This window comes from Komagataeibacter xylinus, from assembly GCF_004302915.1.
Lineage (GTDB): Bacteria > Pseudomonadota > Alphaproteobacteria > Acetobacterales > Acetobacteraceae > Komagataeibacter > Komagataeibacter xylinus_C.
Window position 1 is genome coordinate 187,062 of the sequence record NZ_QQBI01000002.1, and the last position, 24,670, is coordinate 211,731.

Here is a 24,670-nt window from a genome sequence, read left to right on the forward strand (position 1 = left end):
GGTCAATAGATATCAAAATCATTGTTTCCGGTGGATGAAAAGGCCATACGGCGTTCCGTCATGTTCAGGATCCATGATGACATGTCCGAGCGCGTACGCGGGAAGGGCAGGCGATGCACCATGGAGCGCATGCTGTAGAATTTGCGGTACATGCTCTGGATGCGCTGCTCCATCTGCCCCGGCGTGCAGTTCTTGGGCCAGATATGGCAGACCTGGCCGGGCCAGCGGTCGATATCCTCGGGGTCGATGATGCGGCCCGCCTTCTTCATCCGCTCGAACAGGGCCGTGCCCTTGGTTGGGGTCAGGATATTGAAATAGGCCGCAGGCACCTTGTGCGCCTCGAGGAAGGAGAGGGTCGCCTCGTACACATCGGGGTGCTCGTCATCATAGCCGAAGATGAAGTTGAGCGAGTAGCTGATGTCACGCCGGCGCAGGTTGTCGAACATCTCGCCATAGCGGCTGGCCTTGTTCCATCCCTTCTTCATGCCCTGCAGCATTTCCTCGTCAATGCTCTCGATGCCGATATTGACGTGCATGACCCCGCTGCGCCGGGCAAGGTCGAGGAAGTTCGTATCAAGGCACAGGTTGGACGACCACAGCGTAGACCAGCGGATCCTGAGCGGTACCAGCCCTTCCATCAGTTCCATGGCGCGGCTTTTCTTGCCGCCGAAATTGCTCTCGCCAAAGAAGAAGTGGCTGCCCTTGTCCTTGATGCGCTCAAGCTCGGCCACCATCTGGTCGACCGGCCGCCAGCGGAAGCGCCCGCCAAGATAGAACCGCTCAGAACAGAAATCACACACGAACGGGCACCCGCGCGAGGACTGCACGGCAAAGGTGCGGAAGGGGCCGAACTTTTTCAGGTCCAGCAGGTCGTAGCGCGGGGGCGGCAGGTCATTGAGTTCCTTGAGCGGCGTGGCGCGGTAGATCTTTTGCAGCCGGTCGGCCGCCGCATCCTCGAGCATGGTGCGCCAGATGGGTTCGGCCTCGCCCACGCCCACCGCATCACAATGCTCGGCCGCCTCCTCGGCATAGAAGAACACGTGCGGGCCACCCATGATGACCTTGACCCCGCGCCTGCGGAACTCGGCGGCAATATCGTATGCGCGGGGGGAATGCAGCGTCCAGGCGCTGAGTGCGACCACATCGACCGGCACCTCGAAGTTGATGTCCTCCAGCTGCTCGTCAAGCAGGGTGACGGTCCATTCGCGCGGCGTGAGGGCTGCAAGATAAGGCAGGGCCAGCGGCACCATCTGCCGCCGCTTGGTCTTGAAAATGGTCCGGTCGGTCTTGGAACGGTAATGCGATGGCTGGATGATCAGCAGCTTGAGATCTGCCTTGGACATGCTTCAACTCCATGGACCGGGACGTGAAGGAAAATGCTTGATAAATAACTGTCAGGCATATCGTACGGTTTTTGTCCCACATGTCCACCACGCACAGTAAACACGATTATATTCAGGCGCGGCCATATAGAGCATTCATATTTCATATATCAAAAATTTGCATGATTATTTATTGAACAGATTTTTTATTACTTATTTATTATTTATTTTGTTTTTCTTACTACAAACCATAAGGCCGCAACTTCAAACCAGCCACATATCAGGTTTAAGCCTGCTGCATGCCTGCGGCCCCTGCATGCAAACAGGCCCGCTCCTTGCGGAACGGGCCCCTGCAATGTCACCCGATTTCAGGGTACGCGTTGATCCACAACATCCCCGTAACCTTCGGCAATCAGGAATCGCCAGCCGGGCGACAGGCCCAGATAGGGGATGACCAGCGCGCACCAGTTGCCAATGTGGCTGGTATGGAGCGGCACGAAAAAATTGACATCGTCCGAAGTCTCCTCGCCTGCCCATATGTACCAGCCGCCCGTGCCATTTTCAGGTTCAAGGCGCACGCCGTTTATGGGCCGCAGGCTGTCCTGACATTGCAGGCAATGCCCGGCTTCAGGTGCCGTCCACAATCCAGATAGGGCACCTTGAAGCGTGTGCAGGTTTAGGCCTGGATGGCCTCATAAAGGTGAACCGCCATGGCGGCTCCCTTCAACCGATTTCACGCACGGCGCCATAGATGTGGTACAGCGAGCTCGCGGGCATGTAGCCATCAAGCGGCGTGCCATCCGCCCCCAGCCGGTCAAACCAGCCGCCGCGCAACCCGGGCGGCACATAGGCGCGTGCAAAACGGGCGCAGGCCGGGGCCAGCAGGTCCTGTGCCCCGCCATCGCCCCCTGCGGCGCGGCGGGCGAGCTGGCGGATGAATTCGGTCTGCTGCCAGATGCGCGTCGTGGCTTCGAGCGGCGCGCCGTGATCGGTCACCGCATCGCACACGGCCAGCGTGCCAGGGCAGACGCCATGGCGCATGCCAAACGCATGCAACCGCGCCGAGGCATGCATGAAGGGCGAGTCCGCCCCCTCCCCCGCAAGGCGTGCATATTCCGCCAGCAGCCAGGCCCATTCAAACACATGGCCCGGCTCGGTCCGGTTCTGCCCCGGCGGCGCGCTCGGCTGCCACAGCGGCGTGAACAGTTCGCCCACGGCACCGCCGGGCAGCATGAAATGCCGCATGCCCAGCACCGCAAGGGCGCGGGCGTGATCGAGATACATCTCCCCGCCACCCACCTCGGCCAGCGCGAGGAAGGCTTCAAGCAGGTGCATGTGCGGGTTCTGGCGGCGAAAGCCATCCTGCCCCGGCACGGTATCAAGATAGCCGCCGGGCTGCGGCGTGCCGAACAGGGTGGTTATTTCATCCACCGTCTGCCGTGCCGTCTCCAGCCACGTCCGCTCGCCCGAAAGCCTGTATGACCACGCGCAGGCATAAAGAATGAAGGCATGGGCATACAGGTCGCGCCGCGTATCGGCCAAGGCGCCATCGGGGCCAAGCGAAAAGACCCAGCCTGGCGCGCCATCCGCCCGCCAGTACCCTTTACGCACCTGCGCCATGCAGGCCAGCGCCGTGGCGCCGGCAGAACTATGGCCATCATCGGCGGCCCGCACATAGGTCGCGATCTGGCGGGCCTGCACCATAAGCCGCAGGGCGGGCGGGTTGCATGGCGCCGCGTCAAAGCCCAGCCGCTCATGAAACAGCTTGCGCACGGGGTCGAACCCCGCCTCGATCCATAACGGCAGGGCGGCCTGCGCCATCCAGTCGCGCAATGCCCCAAAGGGTTGTGCGCCCACGGGCTGCTGCTCACCCATTGGCCGGACCCGCGCCTGCGCGCTGCACCAGCGATGTGGTCGAACGCCCATCAATCAGGTCAATCAGGGCCACGCGACCGCCATAACCACGCACGAAGGGCGCGCCCACCACCTGCTCTTCCGTATAGTCCGCGCCCTTGACCAGCACATCGGGGCGCAGGGCCCTGATGGCCTCGATGGGCGTTTCCTCATCAAACAGCACCACAAGGTCGACATCACGCAGGGCGCCGAGCACGGTGGCCCGGGCCAGTTCATCCTGCACGGGGCGCGACGGTCCCTTGAGGGCTGCCACCGAGCGGTCGGTATTAAGTGCCACCACCAGCCTGTCGCCCTGCCGGGCCGCACCACGCAGCAGGGCGATATGGCCGGGGTGCAGCAGGTCGAAACAGCCATTGGTGAACACGATGCGCGCGCCATGGCGCCGCCAGTCCGCCACGATGCGCGTAGCCTCGCCCAGGCTGACAAGGTTGCCGTGGCCCGTGGTTTCCCCGTTAAGGGCGTGCTGCAGTTCATGGCGCGAGACCGTGGCCGTGCCGTGCTTGCTGACCGAGATCGCCGCCGCCGTGGTAGCGATGACCACCGCCGTCTCGAGCGGCAGCCCGGCAGAGAGCATGGTGGCGATGGTGGCCACCACCGTATCCCCCGCGCCGCACACATCAAACACTTCCGAGCGCTGGGCCGAGACATGCCGCACGGTGCCTGCCTGCTGCCACAGCGACATGCCCTGCTCGGAGCGCGTGACCAGCACGTCACCGCCAAACTGGCTGCCCGCTGCGCGCGCCGCCGCCTCCACCTGCGCATCGGTGTCGGTGGGCAGGAAGGTGGCGCGGCTGATCTCGGCGCGGTTGGGCGTAATCAGCGCCGCCCCTGCGTAAATGCCGAATGTCGGGCGCTTGGGGTCCACGATCACGGGCACGCTGGCTGCGGCCGCCCGCGCCATGATGCCCCGTATCACCTCATCCGACAGCACGCCCTTGGCGTAATCCGAACACACCAGCACCCGCGCGCCCGGCAGGGCCGCATCAACGGCGGCGAGCAGGCGGGCATTGGTTTCGGCGCTGAAGGGGGCGAGAATTTCCTCATCAATGCGGATGATCTGCTGCTGCCCACCAAGGATGCGGGTCTTGGTGATGGTGGTCCATGCGGGGTCGATCACCCATCCGCCCGTGTCGATGCCGGGCCACGCGGCCAGTTTTTCACGCAGGGTGTGGGCCGCGCCATCAGCACCCGCCACCCCGATCAGGCTGACCGGGGCGCCAAGGGCTGCCGCGTTGGCCGCGACATTGGCAGCGCCCCCCGGCGTTGCGTGCTCGCGCGCATGCAGCAGCACGGGCACCGGGGCCTCGGGCGAGATCCGGTTGACCGAGCCGGTAATATAGCGGTCCAGCAGAAGATCACCCACGACAATAATCCGGCCGGGTGTGAGTGTATCAATCATCCATGATCCATCAGGACAGAAAAAAGGCAGGCGCACGCGCTATCGCAGCAATAGGATATGGCGGCGTATCTGTCACGTCGCCCCGGTTGGATACGACCTGCCCCCCTGGGCGGATTTCAAAAATGACAAAAGTTTTTGGGTGCCGCCTTTTTTCAAAAACTTTTATCTCACGCCTTAAACGGCAGGCAGGATGCTGCTGGCGCCGTCATGCTCGAGCATGTCGATGATGGCGGCTGCCGTTTCCTCCACCGAGCGGTGGGTGACATTAATGACCGGCCATTTATGCCGCGTGCACAGCCGTCGCGCCCAGAGCAGTTCCTCCTGCACGTTGACCGGGTCGATATAGGGCTTGACCGATGTTTCCGACATGCCGGGGGCCGCCATGGAGCGGCCGGGCAGCATCATGCCCACGCGTGAGCGGCGGATTTCGAGCAGGGTATGCGCATCAATGGTCAGGCCCACCACAAGGCCGGGAAAATGCTCCAGCCCCGCAGGCAGAGGCGCATGCGGCACGAGTGGAATATTGGCGGCCCTGATGCCCCGGTTGGCCAGATAGAAACAGGTGGGTGTCTTGGATGTGCGCGAGACCCCCACCAGCACCACCTCCGCGCGGGTCAGGTCGGTTGTCTTCTGCCCGTCATCATGGGCGATGACGTACTGCATTGCATCGATGCGGCGGCGGTAGCTGTCATCCATAACGTACTGGCCGCCGGGGTGGCGCTCGGCGGGGATGCCGGTCTGCTGTTCAAGGAAATGGATGGTGCCATCAAGGATGTTCTTGACCTGCACGCCAAGGCGCGCGCACCCCACCCGCAGCATGGTCTGCAATTCGGGTGATGTGAGCGAGGACAGGACCGGCCCCGGCTCGTGGCTGATCCCGGCCAGCACGCGGCCAACCTGCATGCGCGTGCGCACGAGGTTCCAGTTACGCAGGGCAAACTCGGCATCCTGGAACTGGGCGCCACAGGCGCGCATGACCGCCTCGAGCGCCTGTCCCGTCGCCTCGGATACAAGATGCAGGATAATCGGCTTTTCGCTCATGGTCCTGCCTGACAGGCGCGCCGCTGCCTGAAGGCAGGCGGACGCGCCATTTTTTTCAGTCTCTAGGCCACCACGGGTGTCAGGCGGGGTTGCCGACCCTGTTGCGGGTGGCAAGGGCCGCCTGGGCCGCCGCAAGGCGGGCCACCGGCACGCGGAAGGGCGAGCACGATACGTAATCCAGCCCGACTTCATCAAAGAAGGCGATGGAATCCGGGTCACCACCATGCTCGCCGCAGATGCCCAGCTTGAGGTCGGGGCTGGTCTTGCGCCCCCGCTCCACGCCAAGGCGCACGAGCGCGCCCACGCCATCACGGTCGATGGACACGAACGGGTCGCGCGGCAACAGGCCGTTATCGACATAATAAGGCAGGAACGAACCCGCATCATCACGCGACAGGCCAAAGGTGGTCTGGGTCAGGTCATTGGTGCCGAACGAGAAGAAATCGGCATATTCCGCAATCCTGTCCGCCTGGATGGCGGCGCGCGGCAGTTCGATCATGGTGCCGATATAGTAGTTGAGGTTGGTGCCCTCTTCCTTCAGCACGCGGGCGATCTCGTCTTCGGCAGCGCGGCGGGTGGTGGCCAGTTCGGCCTGTGTTGCCACCAGCGGGATCATGATCTCGGGGCGGATCGGCTTGCCGAGTTCCTTCTCCACGATCACGGCGGCCTGGATCAGCGCGCGCACCTGCATGGCATAGATTTCCGGGCTGGTCAGGCCAAGGCGGCAGCCCCGGTGGCCAAGCATCGGGTTGGTCTCGGCCAGTGCCGCGCAGCGGGCACGCACCTCTTCCACGCTCTTGCCCAGCGCCTGCGCCACTTCGGCCATCTCGGCTTCCGCATGCGGCAGGAACTCGTGCAGCGGCGGATCGAGCAGGCGCACGGTTACCGGCAGCCCCGCCATGATGCGGAACAGGCTGGCGAAGTCATCACGCTGGAAAGGCAGCAGCCCCGCAATGGCCTTCTGGCGCACCAGTTCGTCATCGGCAATGATCATCTGGCGCACGAGGCCAATGCGATCAGGGCCGAAGAACATATGCTCCGTGCGGGCAAGGCCGATGCCCTCCGCGCCAAAGCGCCGGGCGGTGGCGGCATCGTCGGGCGTTTCGGCATTGGCGCGCACGCCAAGGCGGCGCACGCTGTCGGCCCAGCCCATGAGCGTGTTGAAATCATCGGACAGGGTAGGTGCGATGGTGGGCACGCGGCCCAGATAGACAGCCCCCGTGCCGCCATCGAGCGTGATCCACTCGCCCTGCGCGATGGTATGCGTGCCGATGGTCATGGTGCCGGCGGCGTAATCGACATGAATGCTGCCAGCGCCTGCCACGCACACGCGGCCCATGCCACGCGCCACCACGGCGGCGTGCGAGGTCATGCCGCCACGGGTGGTGAGCACGCCACGGGCGGCGTGCATGCCGTGCACGTCCTCCGGCGAGGTCTCGATACGGACCAGGATCACGTCCTCGCCCTTGGCGGCCCGTGCTTCACATTCCTCGGCCGAGAACACGACGGCACCGGCAGCAGCCCCCGGCGAGGCGGGCAGGCCGCGCGTGAGCTGCACGCGCTCGGCCTTGGGGTCGAGCGTGGGGTGCAGAAGCTGGTCAAGCGAGGAGGCGGGCACGCGGCGGATCGCATCCTCCTGCGTGATCAGGCCTTCACGCGCCATGTCGATGGCGATCTTGAGTGCTGCGGCAGCCGTGCGCTTGCCGCTGCGGGTCTGGAGAATGTAGAGGACATTGCGCTGGACTGTGAATTCGATGTCCTGCATGTCCTTGTAATGGGTTTCGAGCACCGAGCGCACGCGCATCAGCTCGGCGTATGCCTGCGGCAGGGTGGTTTCCATCGGGTGCTGGCCCGCCTCGGCCCGCGCGCACGCCATGGGCTGCGGCGTGCGGATGCCCGCCACCACATCCTCGCCCTGCGCGTTGATGAGGTATTCACCATAGAAGATGTTCTCGCCCGTGGACGGATCGCGCGTGAAGCACACGCCCGTGGCGCAGTCATCGCCCATGTTGCCGAACACCATGGACTGCACGTTCACCGCCGTGCCCCATGAGGCCGGGATCTCGTGCAGCCTGCGGTAGGTGTTGGCGCGCGGGTTCATCCACGAGCCGAACACCGCCCCGATCGCACCCCAGAGCTGGTCCTGCGGGTTGGTGGGGAATTCGGTGCCGGCATGGGTGCTGATGAGGTGGCGGTAATCGGCCACGATGGTGCGCCACTGCTCTGCCGTGATGGCAGTGTCGTCTTCCACCTTGCTGGCGCGCTTGAACTGCTCGAGCACGTCCTCGAAATGGTGGTGGGGCACGCCCATCACCACCGAGCCGTACATCTGGATGAAGCGGCGGTAGCTGTCCCATGCGAAGCGGGCATCGCCGGAGGAGCGGGCAAGGCCTTCCACCGTCTCGTCATTGAGGCCGAGGTTGAGCACGGTATCCATCATGCCCGGCATGGACACGCGCGCGCCCGAGCGCACCGAGACCAGCAGCGGGGCCGCGGCATCGCCAAAGCGCAGGCCCATGGATTTTTCAACCCGGGCCAGCGCATCGGCTACCTGGGCGCGCAGGTCATCGGGATATTTGCGGCCATTTTCGTAGAAGGCCGAACAGACTTCCGTCGTAATGGTGAAGCCAGGCGGCACGGGCAGGCCGTTGGCCGCCATTTCCGCAAGGTTGGCGCCTTTGCCACCCAGAAGGTTGCGCATTTCCGCGCGCCCTTCGTTCAGGCCATCTCCGAAGCTATAAACCCATTTGGTCATGTCTGTTCGTTCCTACGCGCGTCCGTCTGTCAAGGGTAACGCCTGCTCCGGCACAGGGTAAAAACAGACGACCGTGCTTTAATATTGTTTGTTGTTGGCAGGTCCGGGCAGTGAATTTAACCGGCACGGGCAAGGGCGGGCAATCACTATTTTCGCGCGCCCCGGCCCGCCACGCAGCCCGGCTCCGGGCGCGAGAAGTCGGACATGATGCGAAAAATGAAAATAATATCGTTTAATTACAAAGATATATTTTTATAAACTGTCATAACAAACACAGGTGCCCGGAAAGTGGGACACACATTATATTATTTTAATGATTTTAGTTATTTGATTTATGAATGAGTTTTTCCGTGCCGGGAAATGCCTGATTTTGCTGCATTGCGTTGTGCGTTGCAGCAAAAACGTTGCGCACCGCACAATAACGAAATGTAATTACAAAATAACCCGATCAATTCTTCAAAAAATACTTTAAAAATACCTCCAATCATGTTGACACCCTACCGGGCTTTCCAGAAAAATTGCTGACGGCCACACAAAAACAAGAAGTTCGGTCAACATGAAAAAAACCATACTCCTCCTGCTGCCCTTTGCCGGGCTGCTCTGGGTGCCGCTGTATAACCGGCACGATCCGGTGCTGCTCGGCTTCCCGTTCTTTTACTGGTACCAGCTTGCCTGGGTGCCCGTCACTTCCGTCCTGATCTGGATGGCATGGAAGGCGGACAAGCAGTCATGAGCATCTCCCTGCCTGATAACGCCGCCATTGGCGTGTTTATCCTCTTTTTTGTCGCGACCATCGTGCTGGGCAGCACGGTGCGGTTCTGGCGCCCGCTGCTCAACCGCCGCAAGGCCGCGACCCACCACAGCCAGGGCGAGGAATGGGGGCTGGGCGGGCGGGAATTCGGCGCCTGGGTCACGTGGTTCCTGGTAGGGGGTGACTTTTATACCGCCTATACGGTCATCGCGGTGCCGGCGCTGGTCTATTCCACCGGGGGCTTCGGCTTTTTCGCGCTGCCCTACACTATCATCGTCTATCCGTTCATCTTTGCCGTAATGCCAAAACTGTGGACCATCGCGCGCGATGGCGGGCACGCCACGGCGGCTGACATCGTGCGCGCGCGCTTTGACAGCCGCACGCTGGAACTGGCCGTGGCCATAAGCGGGCTGGTGGCCGTGCTGCCCTATATTGCGCTGCAGCTGATCGGCATCCGCACGGTTGTCGAGGCGCTGGGCTATACCGGCATGCTGCCGCTTTTGTTCGCGTTCGTGTCGCTGGCGGCCTATACGTGGCTGGGCGGGCTGCATGCCCCGGCGCTGACCGCATTCATCAAGGATGTGATGATCTATATCGCCGTGCTGGCCGCCGTCATCATCGTGCCGATCCATCTTGGTGGCTATGGCGCCATGTTCCATGCGGCGACGGAACACCTGCCCGCCATTCCCGGCGGCCGCGTCGTGAGCCAGGACCAGACGGTGCCCTATGCAACACTTGCGCTCTCCTCGGCTTTTGCAGCCTTTCTGTACCCCCATACGCTGACCGGCATCCTGGCGGCGAAATCCGCCGATACCATCCGGCAGAACGCCGTGTTCCTGCCCATCTACACCATTGTGCTCGGGCTGATCGCGCTGCTGGGGCTGATGGCGCATGCGGCGGGGATCGTGACCACCTCGTCCTCGCAGGTGGTGCCGCAGCTTTTCCTGGCCATCTTCCCCTCATGGTTTGCCGGCTTCTGTTTTGCGGCCATCGCGGTGGGGGCACTTGTGCCGGCCTCGGTCATGGCGATCGGTGCGGCCAACCTGATCATGCACAACATCCTGCCCCGCCACAGCGAATCGGTTACCGGCTCGCGCCTGGCCGGGCTGGGGGTAAAAGTGGGCGCGCTGGGCTGTGTCGTATTCCTCAACGCCAAGTTCGCCATCGACCTGCAACTGCTGGGCGGCGTCATCATCCTGCAGACCTTCCCCGCCCTGATCATGGGGCTGCTGCCGCTGCGACTTTCGGCGCCTGCGCTGATTGGCGGCTGGGCCAGTGGCTCGCTGTTCGGGCTGGGGCTGTGCTGGCTGGATGGGCTCAAGCCCGTGCACCCCATTGCGTTTGGCGGCTTCTCGGCTTCCGTTTCAACCGGGTTGCTGGCGCTGGGCGTCAATATCGTGGTGACGATGGTACTGGGCAGCGTGATCCGGCTGGCGCTGGGGGCATCGCCCTCCACCCTCCAGCCCCGCAGCGTGCGGCGGCAGGGCTGACGGGCGGCTATTAACAGACAGCGCTTCGGGACGCCGTTTTTTTCAAGGGAATGCGGCGCTTCCTGAAGTCTGCTGAAAAAGCTTCACCAAAAAATTCTTTTATTTCGATCTTGTGAAACATAGCGGCACGCCTGGCAGGCGTGCCGTTTTTTTCATGCCTTCAATCAGACTGGCGCCACACGCCTCTATCCCGATGAGGCGCCCCGCCCCGCGCGACGATGGCAGGGCAGGAAGAACCATCACAAGCCGGAAAGCGGGTCAGATGGCCTGCATATCAGATGGTACATGCGGCACCTCGGGCATGACCATGCGCCCCTGGCGGGCAAGCTGGCGCAAAATGCACACCACACCGGGCACGCAGTTGCCGCACTGGGCCCGACAGCCCTTGGATTCATAGACTTCCTTGGGCCTGACCGCGCCATTGCGGGCTGCGGTCTCCACGTCTGTGTCAGTCAGCATATTGCAGGAGCAGACAAACATTTATCCATCCCATTCATGATGTGGCAGCACCATAATCACGAATGAGAACAAATCGCAATACCGGAAAACCTTAAAAAATAGTGAGTTCCTGCGTGGTAGGCTCCGCATCATGCCTGCTATATTTCCGTCGTGAGCGATAACATTATTTTTTTGACAGGTAGACCCACCAGGGGAACAGGCTCCATGCCCTTCCCGTGCGGATGCCAACCTTTATCTCAATACATATTTGTACAGTCCATGCGCCGCCCTCCTGCACGCACCCGGATGACGGCAGGCGCAAAATACCATACCCCTACAATCCTTTTTCATGATGCAGGGGTTCACACGCATGCAGCAGTATTCCGCGCCCGAAACACGCGCCCTTCTCCCCTTCCCTGCCCTGATCGATGCCCTGGCACAGGCAGCGCTTGATGTGGCCGCAGGGCAGATCCTATGCCCCGAGCGCACCACCATCCGCACCCGCAACCAGCACGGCGCACTCATGAGCATGCCCTGCGTTGCCGATGACATCATGGTCACCAAACTGCTGACCCTGTTTGCCAACAATCCGGCCGCCGGGTTGCCCACCATACAGGGGCAGGTCATCTGTGCCGAAGCGCAGGCCGGGCGTTTCCTGTTCACGCTTGATGGCCCCACCGTCACCATGCGCCGCACCGCGGCCATCAGCCTGCTCGGTATCCGCACGCTGGCCCGCGCGCCCGTGCGGCGCGTGCTGCTGATTGGCACCGGCACGCAGGCCATTGCGCATTTGCAGGCCCTTGATGCCGTCCATCCCGGCATTACCGTTGCCATACGCGGGCGCACGCCCGAGCGGGCGCAGGCCTTCTGCGCGGCACACGCCATGCCCGCACTGAACATGCGCCCCGAACAGGCGCATGAAGAGCCCTTTGATGTGGTGCTGACACTCACGGCCAGCACATCGGCCATCTATAATGAACCTGCCCGCGCCTCCTGCCTCGTCATAGGCGTTGGCGCCTACCGGACCGACATGGTGGAAATTGGCCCGACCACCATTGCGGGCAGCACCCTTTATGTTGACGACCCCATCGGCGCACCCACGGAAGCAGGCGACCTGTATCAGGCCGGAGTAGACTGGCAGACCGTCCACCCCCTCTCGCTGGCGCTGCAGGGCAGGCTTCCAGCCCCGGACCAGCCCGTGTTCTTCAAATCCGTCGGGTGCGCGGCGTGGGATCTGGCCGCCTGCCGGGCGGCCCGCCTGCAGGGAGGATAGCCCCCTCCTCCGGCCGGGCATCGGTCACACAGAATCAAAAAGGGCTGGTCGGGTCGACTCTCCTGCCGCAGGCGCGGGCACGCCGATTCCAGCCCTTTCCCAGCCGTCGGGAACAGCCCATGCCCCACATCCGCAACCGAGGCGACAGGTGCGCCTCCAGTGCTTCGGCACAGGATGTGGGCTGCCACCAGCACACAGGAGATTGTATCTTTTATATCACATTTCTTTAAGACATATGGAAACACGCAATACCTTGTTTTCAAGTTGTTATTACAAAGAACCAAATAACTTTTTATCCCCCGTCAACCACGAAAATGCATCAAAATAGCGGAGCATGCTGGAAATTATTAGTTTATTGAAAATAAAAGATATTATCAGGGCATGCCCAGAAATTTCCAGGCCGCCATTAGTTTCGTTTTTCTTAAAGTTAACTTAAAGTAATGCATAACATTGTGTTGCCATGTCGCAACACACCGCATCCGCAATGACCGGGAGGCATTTTTCCCTCTCGTCAATTGTTACGAGCAGCCAATAAATAGCATGACGAGCTATGGATTGCGGGGCCATCAATGAACAGACGCACTTCTCTTTTGATTACGACTATCTGCTCTTTTGTTTCCTGTGGAGCGGTAGCCGCCACACCATCTGGTAGCGCGACGACAGCGGATCAGAAGGGAAGCACCGTGCGGGCGCACCACACGGCAACCGCACAGACACAGGCGCACAGCCGTGCCGCTACCACCCTCAAGGCCAACAGGGCAGATAATGGGGGCGTGAACAGTTCCGGTGTCGAGCAGATCAGCGTCTCCACCGGCACGCACTCCACCAACCGCAAGGCGCGTGACAGCATGAGCCCGGTCTCGGTCATCAGCGGGGCAGCACTGCGCCGCTCGGGCCAGATGAACCTTGCCGATGCGCTGACCCGCACCAATGCCTCGATCAATGTCAGCGCCATGGGCGCCGATGCGGGTGCGCTGACATCCGCCATCCGCATGCGCGGCCTGAACCCCAATGAAGTGCTCGTGCTCGTGGATGGCAAGCGCCGCCACACCACGGCCAACCTCTATGCCGATTCAGGCCCGGAATCAGGGTCCACCCCCGTTGACCTGAACATGATCCCCGCCAACGCCATCGACCATATCGAAGTGCTCGAGGATGGCGCGGCCGCCATGTATGGCTCGGACGCGATCGCGGGCGTGGTCAACATCATTACCAAGAAGCAGGATCACGGCTTCAATTTCAGCGGCCAGACCGGTGCCAACGCCTATAACGGTGATGGCTGGAACTACCAGCTCAACGCCGATGGCGGCATGAAGCTCGGCCAGGACGGCTTCCTGCATATCAGCGGGCAGATGTACCACTCCGACCATTTCGTGGCCAACAACGCGCGTGATCACCGCCTGCTCGGCTCACAGCCCGCCAGCGCCTCCAGTGCGACCTATACAGGCCCCAATGCTGGCAAGATTGCCACGAACTCCAACATGATCATGAGCACGCCGGAAGAAACGCGTGAAAATCTGGCGATTGAATGGGGCAAGCAGTTCACGCCTGGCATTAATTTTTACGGGCTTATCACCTATGCCCATCGTCACTCGGAAGCTTATGAAAACTACCGTACACCTTCCGTAGGCGGTAGCTGCACCGCGTGCGAAAGCATCGCCCCTTATGGTTTCTCCCCTCTGGAAACCATGGAAGAAAACGATTTTGCCGCAACACTGGGCCTGAAGGGTGACAACTTCATGGGCTTCAACTGGGATCTCAGCACCACCTACGGCGAAGATATCGATAAGATCGGCAACAAGAATACCCTGAACACCAGTTATGTTACTGCTTACGGCTCCAGCCCCCGTACGGCACGAGCCGAGACCTACAGCATGACGCAGTGGACCAACAACCTCGATTTCCGCCGTCACTTCAAGATCGGTGATGTCGTTCCGATGACGCTGGCCTTTGGTGCCGAAGAGCGTATGGAATCCTATAACATTACCGCAGGTGAGCCGGTCTCCTACGAAAACGGTGGCACGCAGGGTTATGCCGGTATTTCACCAGGTTCGGCCGGCACGTGGTATCGTGACATCTGGGCGTGGTACATGGATGGCGACTTCCGCCTGACCAAGAAGTGGGAGCTCGATTTCGCGGGTCGACTGGAGCATTACACCGACGTCGGCAATACCGAGAACGGCAAGATTTCAACCCGCTACAATTTCAACAAGCGCATTGCCATCCGCGGCACCATCAGCACTGGCTTCCGTGCGCCCACACTGGCTGAATCGCACTTCAGCGCCGTCAACGTCTCGCCTACCGGTGCAAGTGGCCTACTGGCCGCCGATTCCGCCGCGGCACAAGCTATTGGCGCAACCAAGCTGAAGCCTGAGCGCTCGACCAGCGTCAGCGGTGGCATCGTGCTGGAGCCTGTCGATAACTTCCATGTGGAAGCCGATGTCTACCAGATCAACCTGCGTGACCGTATCGTGCAGGATACCAACTTCGGTGGCAGCACCCCCTACGGCAACACGACGGAGGGCTATATCGCATCCCAGGCCATTGCCCAGCTTGCTTCGCTGCCAACTGGCTTTACTGGCTACAACAATGTCTATGCCGACTACTTCACCAACGGCGCCAGCACCCGCACACAGGGTGTAGACATCAAGGCGGATTATCTTTTCCGGCTGCACAAGTATGGCAACCTTGCACTGTCGATGTCGATCGATCTCAACCGCACCCGCCTGCACCATAACGGTGCCAACCTGAACCTGGCGGATATTGCCTCGATCACATCTGACAACCCGCGTAGCAAGATCATCCTGAACGCCTACTACACCTATAAAAACTGGGACTTCAACATCCGTCAGACCCGGTATGGCCAGACGACTTCCATGCTGCAGTACCAGGACTGGGGCCCCTCTGCCCTGCAGTATTCCAACAATGCCCTGCAGCAGTTCATCAACACCCCGCACTGGATGACCGATATCGAAATTGGCGTACGCTTCCAGAAGAACTGGCACTTCGCCGTCGGCGCGAACAACGTGTTCAACGTCCGCCCGCGCATGATGTCGCAGGAACTCAATGCCCTTGGCGCCGAGCCGTATGACGAGAACTCGGCGCAGATCCCCATCACGGGTGGCTACTACTACGGTCGCCTGAACGCCAACTTCTGACCGTTTCCACCTGCCCTGACGACAATGCCCATGGTGAAAGCCATGGGCATTTTTTTGTCCCCTGCTGGAGCCCAATCCACGCCCGGGCGCAGCCCTGCCACGGCGATTCCCTGTCGGGTAACCGTTATTGAGACCCTTGCATGTCCGGATTGCGCCCGGAAGCCGCCTTCCCCCGCAGTCGCACCGCCAGCGTGCAACCGGCCTGATGATGTTGATCTTTTCCCCCTGCCAGGCTGCCCTTTCCCCCACCCCTATCGGACGCAGCCGGGACGGAGAATAGCATTAACCACTGGAATTAACGGGAAAACTCTATATATCTCCTTCCATGCGCCTGACCCTGCATACCGATTACGCCCTCAGAACCCTGATCTACCTGGGCACCCATACCGATCGCCTGACATCGATCAGGGAGGTTGCGCAGGCTTATGGCATTTCGGAAAATCATCTCATCAAGATCATCCACCGGCTGGGACAGGGCGGCTTTGTGGAAACCATCCGTGGTCGCAACGGCGGCCTGCGGCTGGGGCGGCCTGCCGCGACGATCCTGATCGGTGATGTCGTGCGCTATACGGAAGAAGACATGGGGCTGGTGGCCTGTATGCAGCCACCACCGCCTGAAGGCGTGAACCGCAGGGGAGGCTGCCTCCTGAGCGATGTGTGCCGCCTGCGCGGCGTACTGCATGAAGCGCTGGGGTTATTCATCTCCGTGCTCGACCGCTACACGCTGGCTGATGTCATAACGGACCGGGAACGCAAACTGCTCGGTAGCCCGCTTTCCGCCTGAGCGCCTGAAACCCATGGTGCGCAGATGGTAAATTCCATTTTACCATAGCCACCCGCTACCGGCACAGGGCAGGCCAGAGGGCAGAAAAGTCAGGTTTTCCGTAAAGAATCCCGCCATCTTTTCTACCTTGATGGAAAATCAGCTTTTGCACGTTCGGGGCGTTGGTGATAGCTGAAACGATTCTTGCACGCCTGCACGTGGAATATATACTTGACGAAACTCTAAGGAACAGATTGTCCATGGCTTATGCTACGACCAACCCTTATACTGGTGAAAAGCTGAAGACTTTCCCCGATGCTACGGATCAGGAAGTCCAGGCCGCGCTGACCGATGCCTATGATGCCTTCAAGGCATGGCGCCACACCTCGTTTGCCAAACGTGCGGAAGTGATGAAGGCGGCAGCAACCATCCTGCGCCGCGACATTGACAAATATGCCCGCCTGATCACGCTGGAGATGGGCAAGACGTATGCGGAGTCCAAGGCCGAGACCATCCTGTCGGCAGAGATCTTCGAGTATTACGCCGAACATGCCGAGCGCCTGCTGAAAGCCGAAAAGCTGCCGGTCGCCAGCCCCGATGAGGGCGAGGCCATGATCATCCACCAGCCCCAGGGCATCGTTTTCGCCATCGAGCCGTGGAACTTCCCTTACTATCAGGTAGCCCGCATCATTGCGCCGCAGCTTTCCGCCGGTAACACGGTGCTGCTCAAGCATGCCTCCAACGTGCCGCAGTGTGCCGCAGCCTTCGATACGCTGATGCAGGAAGCAGGCCTGCCCAAGGGCGGCTTCCGCAACCTGTATGCCGCCCGCCACCACACCGAGGTGATCCTGAGCGATCCGCGCGTGTGTGGCGTTGCCCTGACCGGCTCCGAAGGCGCTGGCGCCATTGTGGCAGGCATTGCGGCCAAGGCGCTCAAGAAATCCACGATGGAACTTGGTGGTTCCGACGCGTTCGTGGTGCTGGAAGATGCCGACCTGGAAAAGACCGTGAAGTGGGCCGTGTTCGGACGCCACTGGAATGCGGGCCAGGTCTGTGTCTCCGCCAAGCGCCTCATCGTGGCTGACGCGATCTATGACCGCTTTGTGGAGCTGTATAAGAAAGGTGTTGCCAGCCTGAAGGCAGGCGACCCGATGGACCCGGCAACACAGCTGGCCCCCCTCTCCTCGCAGAAGGCGGCGGACGACCTGCGCGCGCAGGTTGAGGAAGCCAAGAAGCATGGTGCCGTTGTGGAAGTGATCGGCGCGCCCGTGCCGGAAAAGGGCGCCTTCTTCCAGCCGCTGCTCATGACCAACCTGCACGAGAACAATGAAGCCCGCCACTGGGAGTTCTTTGGCCCCGTAACGCAGCTCTACCGCGCCAAGGACGAGGCTGATGCCATCCGCATCGCCAATGATTCGCCCTACGGCCTGGGCGGCGCCGTGTTCACGAAGGACACCAAGCGCGGCGTGAAGGTAGCCGAGCAGATCTATACCGGCATGGTCTATGTCAACCACCCGACCATGGTGAAGGCCGACCTGCCGTTTGGCGGCGTGGCGCGCTCGGGCTATGGCCGTGAACTGATCGGCCTTGGCATCAAGGAATTCGTCAATCACAAGCTGATCGACGTGGTGGACATCGACGCCCCGTTCTGATCCGGCAAAAACCGGGCGCTGGTCGAGGCATGATGCCTTGGCCGGTGCCCGTCCGGGCCATCTGGCCACGAATAATGCAAAAGTTTTTGGTGAAGCTTTCTTTCAAAAAACTTCAAAGAACTTTGTCTTTGAAAATAAAGCCTGAAATTTCTATTCTTCCAATTTGATCATGTAATAATTTTCCTGGGTAGGAACATGGAGCGTATTGCACCTTCAATACCCAGATGCGCCCCATGGAACAGCACGGCCACGCACGCCACTCCAGGCAGCAGGTACAGCCATAACCGCTGCGGCACAGGCCCGCAGGCCCGCCCCAGCACCAGGCCTGCAGCACAGCCAACCACACCCCCTGTTACAACCTCGAACAGGGTATGGGTATGCAATGCCACGCGGGTACATGCCACGCCAATGCCAATACCCGATAACGGCACCAGCATAAGCGCCGGGAAACGCACGAAATACCGCTGCCCCAGCAGCACAAGCAGCCCGCCATACACCATGCACGCTGCCGCGACATGCCCGCTGGGGCTGATGATGGTGGTCTGCTCTATCGCGGCATAATAAAGACCGGCTATTTTAAGCAGCAGCATGACCGCCAGCATCGCGATGGCAGTACCCGTCCAGACCATGGCACCGCGCCGCCATCCGTACACAGCCATGATAAGGACTACAGTTACCATCACCGGCAGCATTACGGCCTGATCGGCAAAATCGGTGATGAAATGCATCATGATGATCCGGGACCCCGTTTTGCACCTGTCGTGCCTATCACAGACACCACCAGGTCGCCAGACGACCCATGAGCAGGCACGCCTTCCCCTTCCGGCAGCATCCGCCCTGTTTTCGCAACTGTAATAAACAAGAACGCCGCCTTTTTTACAAAAGGCGGCGTTCTCGTGATGAACAGCTTTTGAAAGCACAGACCCGGCAGCCCCGCCCCTGTCAAAGGAATACAGGCAGCCACCGGATTATCTGGCCTCAGGGCGTCTTGGGCAGTTCCTTGCCCATTTTTTCCACCTGCTCGGCGGTGACACCGTGGTCGCCGCTGCCAAATGTGGCCGTGACGTAGTTCACCACGCTGGCAACCTCGGCATTGCTCAGGCGCTCCACGTCGGAGCTCTGGTTGAAGGCAGGCATATGCACATGCACCCCACCCGCATTCCGGTCCACGCCGTTGAGCACGGCCATAATCAGGTCATCGGGCCGGGCCGAACCCACAACCGAGTTATGGAACAGCGAGGGTGCATAATGGTCGGCCGTGCCCGCGCCGTTACCGCCATGGCAGGCCGCGCAGTTCGCATCATAGATCTGCGCGCCATCCATCGGGTCAAGCTTGTCGATACGGGTGAGTTCACCCGAACGGACATCGGCCTGCTCCAGCGGCTTGCCAAACTGCTCGCGCGGGCTGTGCTCGGCCTCGTCATCCTTGGCAGGAACCTGCAGGATGTAGGCCGCAAGCGCATGCAGGTCATCATCGGTCAGGTGACTGGTGCTGTGCTCGACCGCCTCGCCCATCGGGCCGGCCGCCTGGCTCAGCCCGGCCACATGGCCGGTCTTGAGGTATTCAACGAGATTGTCCTCGCTCCAGTTCCCGATGCCGCCGGTCTTGCTTGAGGTGATGTTCGGGGCATACCACCCGAGCAGGCTCGCGCCGGCGAGGTAGCTGTCCTCTTTCTCGCTCAGCATGATGTTGCGCGGGGTATGGCAGGTGCCGCAATGCTCAAGGGCATGGGCGAGGTATTTGCCCCGGCGCATCTTGTCAAAGGTGGCGGAATCACCCGTCTCCGGGGTTTCGCTGGTCGCCACCATGTTCCACAGGCCCATGGTGATGCGCAGGTTGGCCGGGAAGTTGAGCGATGTGACCGGCGGCGTCTCGGCCACCGGCTTCACCCCGTGCATAAACCACGTGTACAGCGCCTTCACGTCGCCATCCGTCATGCCGGCATAGGACACGTAGGGCATGGCGGGATAAAGCCTGCTGCCATCACGGCGGATGCCGTGGCGCAGGCTCTTCTCGAAATCCTCTTCCGTGTATTTGCCGATACCATGATCGGGATCAGGCGTGATGTTGGTCGTCACCACATCGCCCATGGGCGTGCTGATCTTCAGGCCACCGGCAAATGGCTTGCCGCCGGGTGCTGTATGACAGGCAACGCAGTCACCTGCCGTGGCGATATATTCGCCACGGGCCATCAGGTCGGCAGAAGGGTCATCCGCCCGGGCGGGAACGGCAGAAAATGTTGCAAGAGCAGTGCCTGCGGTCAGGACCGACCACAGGATCTTGCGCGTCACGTCAGGCATGGGCGAGTTCTTTTTTAAGCGTATCAGCCACGCGCAGGGCAAGTGCGGCGACTGTCAGGGTGATGTTGCCGGTTCCGACCGAAGAGAAAACGGACGAACTCGCGATGAACAGGTTCTCGTGGTCATGCGTGCGGCAGAAGCCGTCCACCACGGAATCCTTCGGGTCGGTGCCCATGATGGTGCTGCCCGCGGGATGGTCCTGCGGGAAGTAGCCGGGCGTCCATTCCTCGTCCGTGCCATGCATGAGGCCGATCAGGTCGCGGAACAGGCCACGCGTGTGCTCGCAGCTCTTCACGGTATATTCGGGCAGCTTGTAATAGACCTCGGGGTGCGGGATGCCGAGGATGTCCTTGTTGGTCTTGCTCAGCGTCAGGCGGTTATCCGGGTCGGCCAGGCCTTCGTTATGGCTGAACAGGCGGACCGTGTGCGAGGCGAGATAGCGGATCTGCTCCTCAAGCTCGCGGCCCACATACCCCTTGGCGATGGCAAGCTGCGTGGCCAGGTCGACCTGGTTGTCATCAACCATGTGCACGAGGTACGCGCCGCGCTCGTTGCGCCAGTCACCATCGCGGAAATTGTCGATCACGTTGGTTTCGAGCGGGCCACGACCGGGCCACAGGGCCTTATCGCCACTGATGAAGCTCACCTGCACGCCGGTGTGATCCATCATGTTGCGGCCAACATGGCCCGAGCTGTTGGCAATGCCGTCCGGGCTCTGCTCATCGGCGGAGAACAGCATGAGTTTCGCGGTCTCGATGCAGTGCGCCGCAATCACGAAATACTTGCCGGTCACGCGATGCGAGCCCTTGTCGGGATCATAATAATGCACCGCGGTAACGCGCTTGTTGGCGCTGTCACGCTCAATTCGGTACACCACGGCGTTGGGCACGAACTTCGCCCCTGCCGCCTCGGCATGGTAGACGGAGTAACTGCCGTTATACATCGCCCCGATCGGGCAGATGGGCATGCAGTTGTTATGCCCCTCACAAGTCGGGCGGCTGTCATACGGGCGGGTGTTGCGGGCCTGCGGCTCATGCACCACGCGATACGGCGTCTTCTCGCCAATCAGCTTGCGGAACTGCTGGGCGGCGTAGGAAATGGGCAGCGCATCCATCGGATAAGGCTGCCTGCGCGGCGAGCCGAGGTCTTCCACCTTCGGGTCCGGGCCGCACACGCCCATCATCACCTCGGCCTGGTAGTAGAACGGCTCGAGGTCATCATATTTCAGCGCCCAGTCACGGCCCTGGCCATAGCGGGTCTTGAGCTCGAAATCCGATGGCAGGTAACGCCACGCACAGCCCGCCCAGTGCCAGGTGGTGCCACCCATCATGCGCAGGTAGACCTGCTGGTAGGCCTCGGCATCGGGACCGGTGGTGTGCAGGTAATCGTTGGGGGTAACCTGGTCGGGCGGATGACGCGCCCATGGCACCGCCGGGAACGGCCCCTGATAGGAGGGCTTGTTCTCGAGGTTGCGGAAATTCTCGACAAAGTGCTGGCGGTCGACCCGGGGCCCCGCTTCGAGCACGATGACGGAAATACCCGCGCGCGCCAGTTCGTTGGCAATGGAGCTGCCAGCGACGCCGGAGCCGACGATTACGACGTCAGCAGATAGGTCTTGTTCGGACGGCATAAAAAAGGCTCCGGATATCAGGTAGGTTCGATCACGAGTTTCGAAGGCGAAAGGGCGGGTTCACCTGTTGGCACAGCCACTTCCGGCGGGGTCTGGGTCCAGTAGAACGGACCACCCGTTGCATAGGTCTTGGGATAGATCGCATCCTTGGTGATGTCGAACATCAGCGCGGAGCGGTAGACCACGACCTTGTGGTCGGCCAGGCCACGATACCAGCCGGTCAGGATATCCTGAATGACAGCCTTGAACACGGGGTCCTGATGCTCGGCGGCGGCGGCCAGCGCATGGGCCGATGTAAAGTTGCCGCCAGCCATGAAGTCATGCAGCTTCTGGATCTGGTCACGCCGCTCGGGCACGGCGTGGATGATGCCTGCATACAGGGCGTTGCCAATGCGCGGGTCGAGCGTGTCACGATCCGTCAGGCGCTGCGACAGCGCCATGAACAGCGGCACGACCGTGTCCTGCTCCGCCGTGGCGGCCATTCCCTGCCTGCTGCCCGTCACGACAACGGCAGCCCCGAACGCGCCAAGCAGCGCATCGCGGCGCGACATGCGCAGGGCCCGGTTCAGTCTGATGGCGTTGGGGGTGGAACGATGAATACTGGTAGGAAAACAGGGCCGGTCTGCAGCCATCTAGCGTCGCCTCTCATGCACGTTGGTCCAGCAGGAATGCCGGAAGACAGGCATGACCATGCGGGATGCAATAGTTTTATACCGATACCGCTACTTAATGCAGTCCTGCAACCTTTTATACCCCTATCTCCGCGTATAGCTGCTTCACATCTCATGAGTAAAAGCAGCCGCCAGACAGGCAGGACATGTTTTGTAAAAATATAGTGACATGGCCAGACCATCGGCCACCACACCTGCATGGCATCACCGTGGCGACAGAACCATGAAAGACAGCCATTATGATGGCAGGACACATGCTGATTATGCAACGTGCCTGAATATGTATTGAAGAAGTATCATTAATATTTCTACTCTCCCTGAAAATAATGATGTCATGCCCGCAGGGAGAAAGCCTTTTTGAAATGGCTGCCCCGGACACGCCAGATGCGTCTGGGGCCACGACGCGCGCCTGCCGTGGCAAGTAAAAAACACGCAAACCACACCGGAGGCGGACCGTCATGGCAGGAATGGCAATCGAAAAAGCGGTTTTCTCTTCTTGCGGGCGCATTTTCATTAAACTGTCATATAAGATTCCCGGCCAACCGCCATTCAGGCCAATCGCCCGCCATTGCCCCGTGTGTATTCTTGCCTAAAATTGGCGCACGCTTTTATTTAAAGGACAGAGGCATGCTGACCCGCAGACAGGCCATGACAGGCACATTGACGAGCATGGCCGCGCTGGCAGCCCGGCAGGCTTTTGCAAACCCTTCCCTGGCGCCGGTGCCCGCTGTCATGGCGCATCGGGGGGCATCGGCCCTGCGGCCCGAACATACGCTGGCCGCCTATGCCCGCGCCATTGCCGATGGGGCGGATTATGTCGAGCCCGACCTCGTGCCCACCCGCGATGGCGTGCTCATCGCCCGCCATGAAAGCAACATCGCCGACACGTCCGATGTGGCCAGCCACCCGGAATTTGCCAGCCGCCGCCGCACCATGACCATAGATGGCAAGGCGGAAACCGGCTGGTTCACGACCGACTTCACCCTGGCCGAACTCAAGACCCTGCGCGCCAGGGAACGCCTGCCCGCCCTCCGCGCCCACAACACGCGCTATGACGGGCATTTCGATATTCCGACATTTGAGGAAGTGATCGACTTTGTGGCAGCCGAGGCAGCAAGCCGCGGGCGCATGATCGGGCTGATACCTGAAATCAAGAATTCAACGCATTTCCATAAACTCGGCCACACGCCAGAGGAGACGTTCCTCCACGTCATCGCAGCCCACGACTACACCCGTTACTGCCCGCTTGAGGTCCAGTCCTTCGAGACGGCGAACCTGCGCATGCTCCATGGCCGGGTGCAGGCCATCAACCCGCAGGCGCGGCTCATGTTCCTCATGGGCGGGCGCACGGAAACGGTGCCTGACACGCTGGGCACGGCCAGGCCGGTCACGTTTGGCGACCTCATGACCCCTGATGGCCTGCGCGGCCTGCGGGCCTATACGGATGTCATCGGTCCCTCGAACGACGACATCATTCCGCGTGATGCCGCTGGCGCGTGGCTTGCCCCCACCACACTCATTGATGACGCCCACGCGGCGGGCCTGCTGGTGCATTCCTACACCTTCCGCCCCGAGAACCACTTCCTGCCCGCCCAGCTACGCAATGGCGAGGGCGACAGCGCGCGCAACGTGCCCGGCGCGATTGCCGAAATACGCCGCCATCTGGATCTGGGGCTTGATGGTTTCTTTACCGATGACCCGGCCATAGGCCGCATGGCGCTGGGCATGTAACGCCGCCATGCGCGCAAACGCAGGGATATGGAAAATGATGGCGGGAGGCACCCCTGAAACATCAGGGGCGCCACGATACATTACCAGTTCTTTGATATTTTATTGATGACGTATTTATAGACTTTATGTGTTGCCAGTTCCCTGCTTTCCACAAAATCCAAATCGTAATAATCATCTCTCATTCTTGATGATTCAACCTGGATGTTCCGGACATCCTCCCATTCACTTGTGCATTCATCACAGCGAAAAAAAGGGCATGTATTGCGTTGGCCCGTGCAACGAGCACCCATCCTTGGCCACAAATGGGACATACCTCGCGCACTTTTTCATAATCAGGCGGTGCGGTCATTTTAATAATTCTCTGGTAAAGATACGCCGGAA

The 24,670-nt window shown here is 60.9% G+C and carries 18 protein-coding genes; 7 read left to right on the forward strand and 11 right to left on the reverse strand.

What is annotated here, in order from left to right; translation table 11 throughout:
- Positions 1-2: 2 nt before the first annotated feature.
- From DV027_RS02560 to ppdK, 6 genes are all read right to left on the reverse strand, one after another.
- Positions 3-1,343 carry a B12-binding domain-containing radical SAM protein gene (locus tag DV027_RS02560; RefSeq protein ID WP_130730386.1) on the reverse strand — a complete coding sequence of 447 codons (1,341 nt, stop codon included), beginning with the start codon at positions 1,341-1,343 and terminating at the stop codon, positions 3-5.
- Positions 1,344-1,690: 347 nt separating this feature from the next.
- Positions 1,691-1,966: an immunity protein Imm33 domain-containing protein gene (locus DV027_RS02565; protein ID WP_207303398.1), complete on the reverse strand. Its 276-nt coding sequence runs from the start codon at positions 1,964-1,966 to the stop codon at positions 1,691-1,693.
- 79 nt (positions 1,967-2,045) lie between these two features.
- Complete coding sequence (locus DV027_RS02570; protein ID WP_242621699.1) at positions 2,046-3,197, reverse strand: AGE family epimerase/isomerase; 1,152 nt, start codon at positions 3,195-3,197, stop codon at positions 2,046-2,048.
- Positions 3,190-4,635 carry a D-glycero-beta-D-manno-heptose 1-phosphate adenylyltransferase gene (gene rfaE2 / locus DV027_RS02575; RefSeq protein ID WP_130730387.1) on the reverse strand — a complete coding sequence of 482 codons (1,446 nt, stop codon included), beginning with the start codon at positions 4,633-4,635 and terminating at the stop codon, positions 3,190-3,192. Before rfaE2 ends, DV027_RS02570 begins: the two co-directional genes overlap by 8 nt.
- 174 nt (positions 4,636-4,809) lie before the next feature.
- Positions 4,810-5,676: a pyruvate, water dikinase regulatory protein gene (locus DV027_RS02580; RefSeq protein ID WP_130730388.1), complete on the reverse strand. Its 867-nt coding sequence runs from the start codon at positions 5,674-5,676 to the stop codon at positions 4,810-4,812.
- 79 nt (positions 5,677-5,755) lie between these two features.
- A complete protein-coding gene (gene ppdK / locus DV027_RS02585) occupies positions 5,756-8,431 on the reverse strand; it encodes a pyruvate, phosphate dikinase (protein WP_130730389.1) in 2,676 nt (891 codons plus the stop codon).
- A gap of 556 nt (positions 8,432-8,987) precedes the next feature.
- On the opposite strand from ppdK, the gene DV027_RS02590 reads away from it, so the two are divergent.
- Positions 8,988-9,164 (forward strand): DUF3311 domain-containing protein, encoded by a 177-nt coding sequence (locus DV027_RS02590; protein WP_078524723.1) that lies wholly within the window; start codon positions 8,988-8,990, stop codon positions 9,162-9,164.
- Entirely contained in the window at positions 9,161-10,672 is a 1,512-nt protein-coding gene (locus tag DV027_RS02595; RefSeq protein WP_130730390.1) for a sodium:solute symporter family protein, read from the forward strand. The genes DV027_RS02590 and DV027_RS02595 overlap by 4 nt, the downstream gene beginning before the upstream one ends.
- 258 nt (positions 10,673-10,930) lie before the next feature.
- Here the strand turns inward: DV027_RS02595 and DV027_RS02600 are convergent, their stop codons facing one another.
- Positions 10,931-11,152, reverse strand: coding sequence for a (2Fe-2S)-binding protein (locus DV027_RS02600; protein WP_207303399.1), 222 nt, complete (start codon positions 11,150-11,152; stop codon positions 10,931-10,933).
- A 328-nt stretch (positions 11,153-11,480) separates the two neighbouring features.
- Here DV027_RS02600 and DV027_RS02605 point away from each other — a divergent pair, with 328 nt between their 5' ends.
- From DV027_RS02605 to DV027_RS02620, 4 genes are all read left to right on the forward strand, one after another.
- Complete coding sequence (locus DV027_RS02605; protein ID WP_130730392.1) at positions 11,481-12,383, forward strand: delta(1)-pyrroline-2-carboxylate reductase family protein; 903 nt, start codon at positions 11,481-11,483, stop codon at positions 12,381-12,383.
- Positions 12,384-12,952: 569 nt separating this feature from the next.
- The gene (locus tag DV027_RS02610) at positions 12,953-15,541 is read left to right on the forward strand and encodes a TonB-dependent receptor plug domain-containing protein (protein WP_207303400.1); all 2,589 of its coding nucleotides are present in this window, start codon (positions 12,953-12,955) and stop codon (positions 15,539-15,541) included.
- A 325-nt stretch (positions 15,542-15,866) separates the two neighbouring features.
- Positions 15,867-16,325 carry an Rrf2 family transcriptional regulator gene (locus tag DV027_RS02615; protein ID WP_130730393.1) on the forward strand — a complete coding sequence of 153 codons (459 nt, stop codon included), beginning with the start codon at positions 15,867-15,869 and terminating at the stop codon, positions 16,323-16,325.
- A gap of 239 nt (positions 16,326-16,564) precedes the next feature.
- On the forward strand, positions 16,565-17,956 hold the full coding sequence (locus DV027_RS02620) for an NAD-dependent succinate-semialdehyde dehydrogenase (RefSeq protein WP_130730394.1): 1,392 nt from the start codon (positions 16,565-16,567) through the stop codon (positions 17,954-17,956).
- Between the two features lie 167 nt (positions 17,957-18,123).
- Here the strand turns inward: DV027_RS02620 and DV027_RS02625 are convergent, their stop codons facing one another.
- The 4 genes from DV027_RS02625 to DV027_RS02640 all read right to left on the reverse strand — a co-directional run bounded on the left by DV027_RS02625 (position 18,124) and on the right by DV027_RS02640 (position 22,519).
- Entirely contained in the window at positions 18,124-18,687 is a 564-nt protein-coding gene (locus DV027_RS02625; protein ID WP_130730395.1) for a phosphatase PAP2 family protein, read from the reverse strand.
- A 247-nt stretch (positions 18,688-18,934) separates the two neighbouring features.
- A complete protein-coding gene (locus tag DV027_RS02630; protein ID WP_130730396.1) occupies positions 18,935-20,257 on the reverse strand; it encodes a cytochrome c in 1,323 nt (440 codons plus the stop codon).
- Positions 20,250-21,887 (reverse strand): GMC family oxidoreductase, encoded by a 1,638-nt coding sequence (locus tag DV027_RS02635; protein ID WP_130730397.1) that lies wholly within the window; start codon positions 21,885-21,887, stop codon positions 20,250-20,252. The genes DV027_RS02630 and DV027_RS02635 overlap by 8 nt, the downstream gene beginning before the upstream one ends.
- Positions 21,888-21,904: 17 nt before the next feature.
- Positions 21,905-22,519, reverse strand: a complete 615-nt coding sequence (locus DV027_RS02640) for a sorbitol dehydrogenase family protein (protein WP_130730398.1) — start codon at positions 22,517-22,519, stop codon at positions 21,905-21,907.
- Between the two features lie 666 nt (positions 22,520-23,185).
- Between DV027_RS02640 and DV027_RS02645 the strand changes: the two genes are divergently transcribed.
- Positions 23,186-24,289, forward strand: coding sequence for a glycerophosphodiester phosphodiesterase family protein (locus DV027_RS02645; protein ID WP_130730399.1), 1,104 nt, complete (start codon positions 23,186-23,188; stop codon positions 24,287-24,289).
- Positions 24,290-24,670 lie beyond the last annotated feature (381 nt).

Excerpts from the sequence above, each read along its gene's own strand:
- rfaE2 (WP_130730387.1), bottom strand. The coding sequence starts at position 4,635 with ATGATTGATACACTCACACCCGGCCGGATTATTGTCGTGGGTGATCTT.
- DV027_RS02630 (WP_130730396.1), bottom strand. The coding sequence starts at position 20,257 with ATGCCTGACGTGACGCGCAAGATCCTGTGGTCGGTCCTGACCGCAGGC.
- DV027_RS02625 (WP_130730395.1), bottom strand. The coding sequence starts at position 18,687 with ATGATGCATTTCATCACCGATTTTGCCGATCAGGCCGTAATGCTGCCG.
- DV027_RS02570 (WP_242621699.1), bottom strand. The coding sequence starts at position 3,197 with ATGGGTGAGCAGCAGCCCGTGGGCGCACAACCCTTTGGGGCATTGCGC.
- DV027_RS02640 (WP_130730398.1), bottom strand. The coding sequence starts at position 22,519 with ATGGCTGCAGACCGGCCCTGTTTTCCTACCAGTATTCATCGTTCCACC.
- DV027_RS02615 (WP_130730393.1), top strand. The coding sequence starts at position 15,867 with ATGCGCCTGACCCTGCATACCGATTACGCCCTCAGAACCCTGATCTAC.
- DV027_RS02595 (WP_130730390.1), top strand. The coding sequence starts at position 9,161 with ATGAGCATCTCCCTGCCTGATAACGCCGCCATTGGCGTGTTTATCCTC.
- DV027_RS02620 (WP_130730394.1), top strand. The coding sequence starts at position 16,565 with ATGGCTTATGCTACGACCAACCCTTATACTGGTGAAAAGCTGAAGACT.
- ppdK (WP_130730389.1), bottom strand. The coding sequence starts at position 8,431 with ATGACCAAATGGGTTTATAGCTTCGGAGATGGCCTGAACGAAGGGCGC.
- DV027_RS02590 (WP_078524723.1), top strand. The coding sequence starts at position 8,988 with ATGAAAAAAACCATACTCCTCCTGCTGCCCTTTGCCGGGCTGCTCTGG.
- DV027_RS02560 (WP_130730386.1), bottom strand. The coding sequence starts at position 1,343 with ATGTCCAAGGCAGATCTCAAGCTGCTGATCATCCAGCCATCGCATTAC.
- DV027_RS02580 (WP_130730388.1), bottom strand. The coding sequence starts at position 5,676 with ATGAGCGAAAAGCCGATTATCCTGCATCTTGTATCCGAGGCGACGGGA.
- DV027_RS02605 (WP_130730392.1), top strand. The coding sequence starts at position 11,481 with ATGCAGCAGTATTCCGCGCCCGAAACACGCGCCCTTCTCCCCTTCCCT.
- DV027_RS02645 (WP_130730399.1), top strand. The coding sequence starts at position 23,186 with ATGCTGACCCGCAGACAGGCCATGACAGGCACATTGACGAGCATGGCC.
- DV027_RS02635 (WP_130730397.1), bottom strand. The coding sequence starts at position 21,887 with ATGCCGTCCGAACAAGACCTATCTGCTGACGTCGTAATCGTCGGCTCC.
- DV027_RS02610 (WP_207303400.1), top strand. The coding sequence starts at position 12,953 with ATGAACAGACGCACTTCTCTTTTGATTACGACTATCTGCTCTTTTGTT.
- DV027_RS02600 (WP_207303399.1), bottom strand. The coding sequence starts at position 11,152 with ATGTTTGTCTGCTCCTGCAATATGCTGACTGACACAGACGTGGAGACC.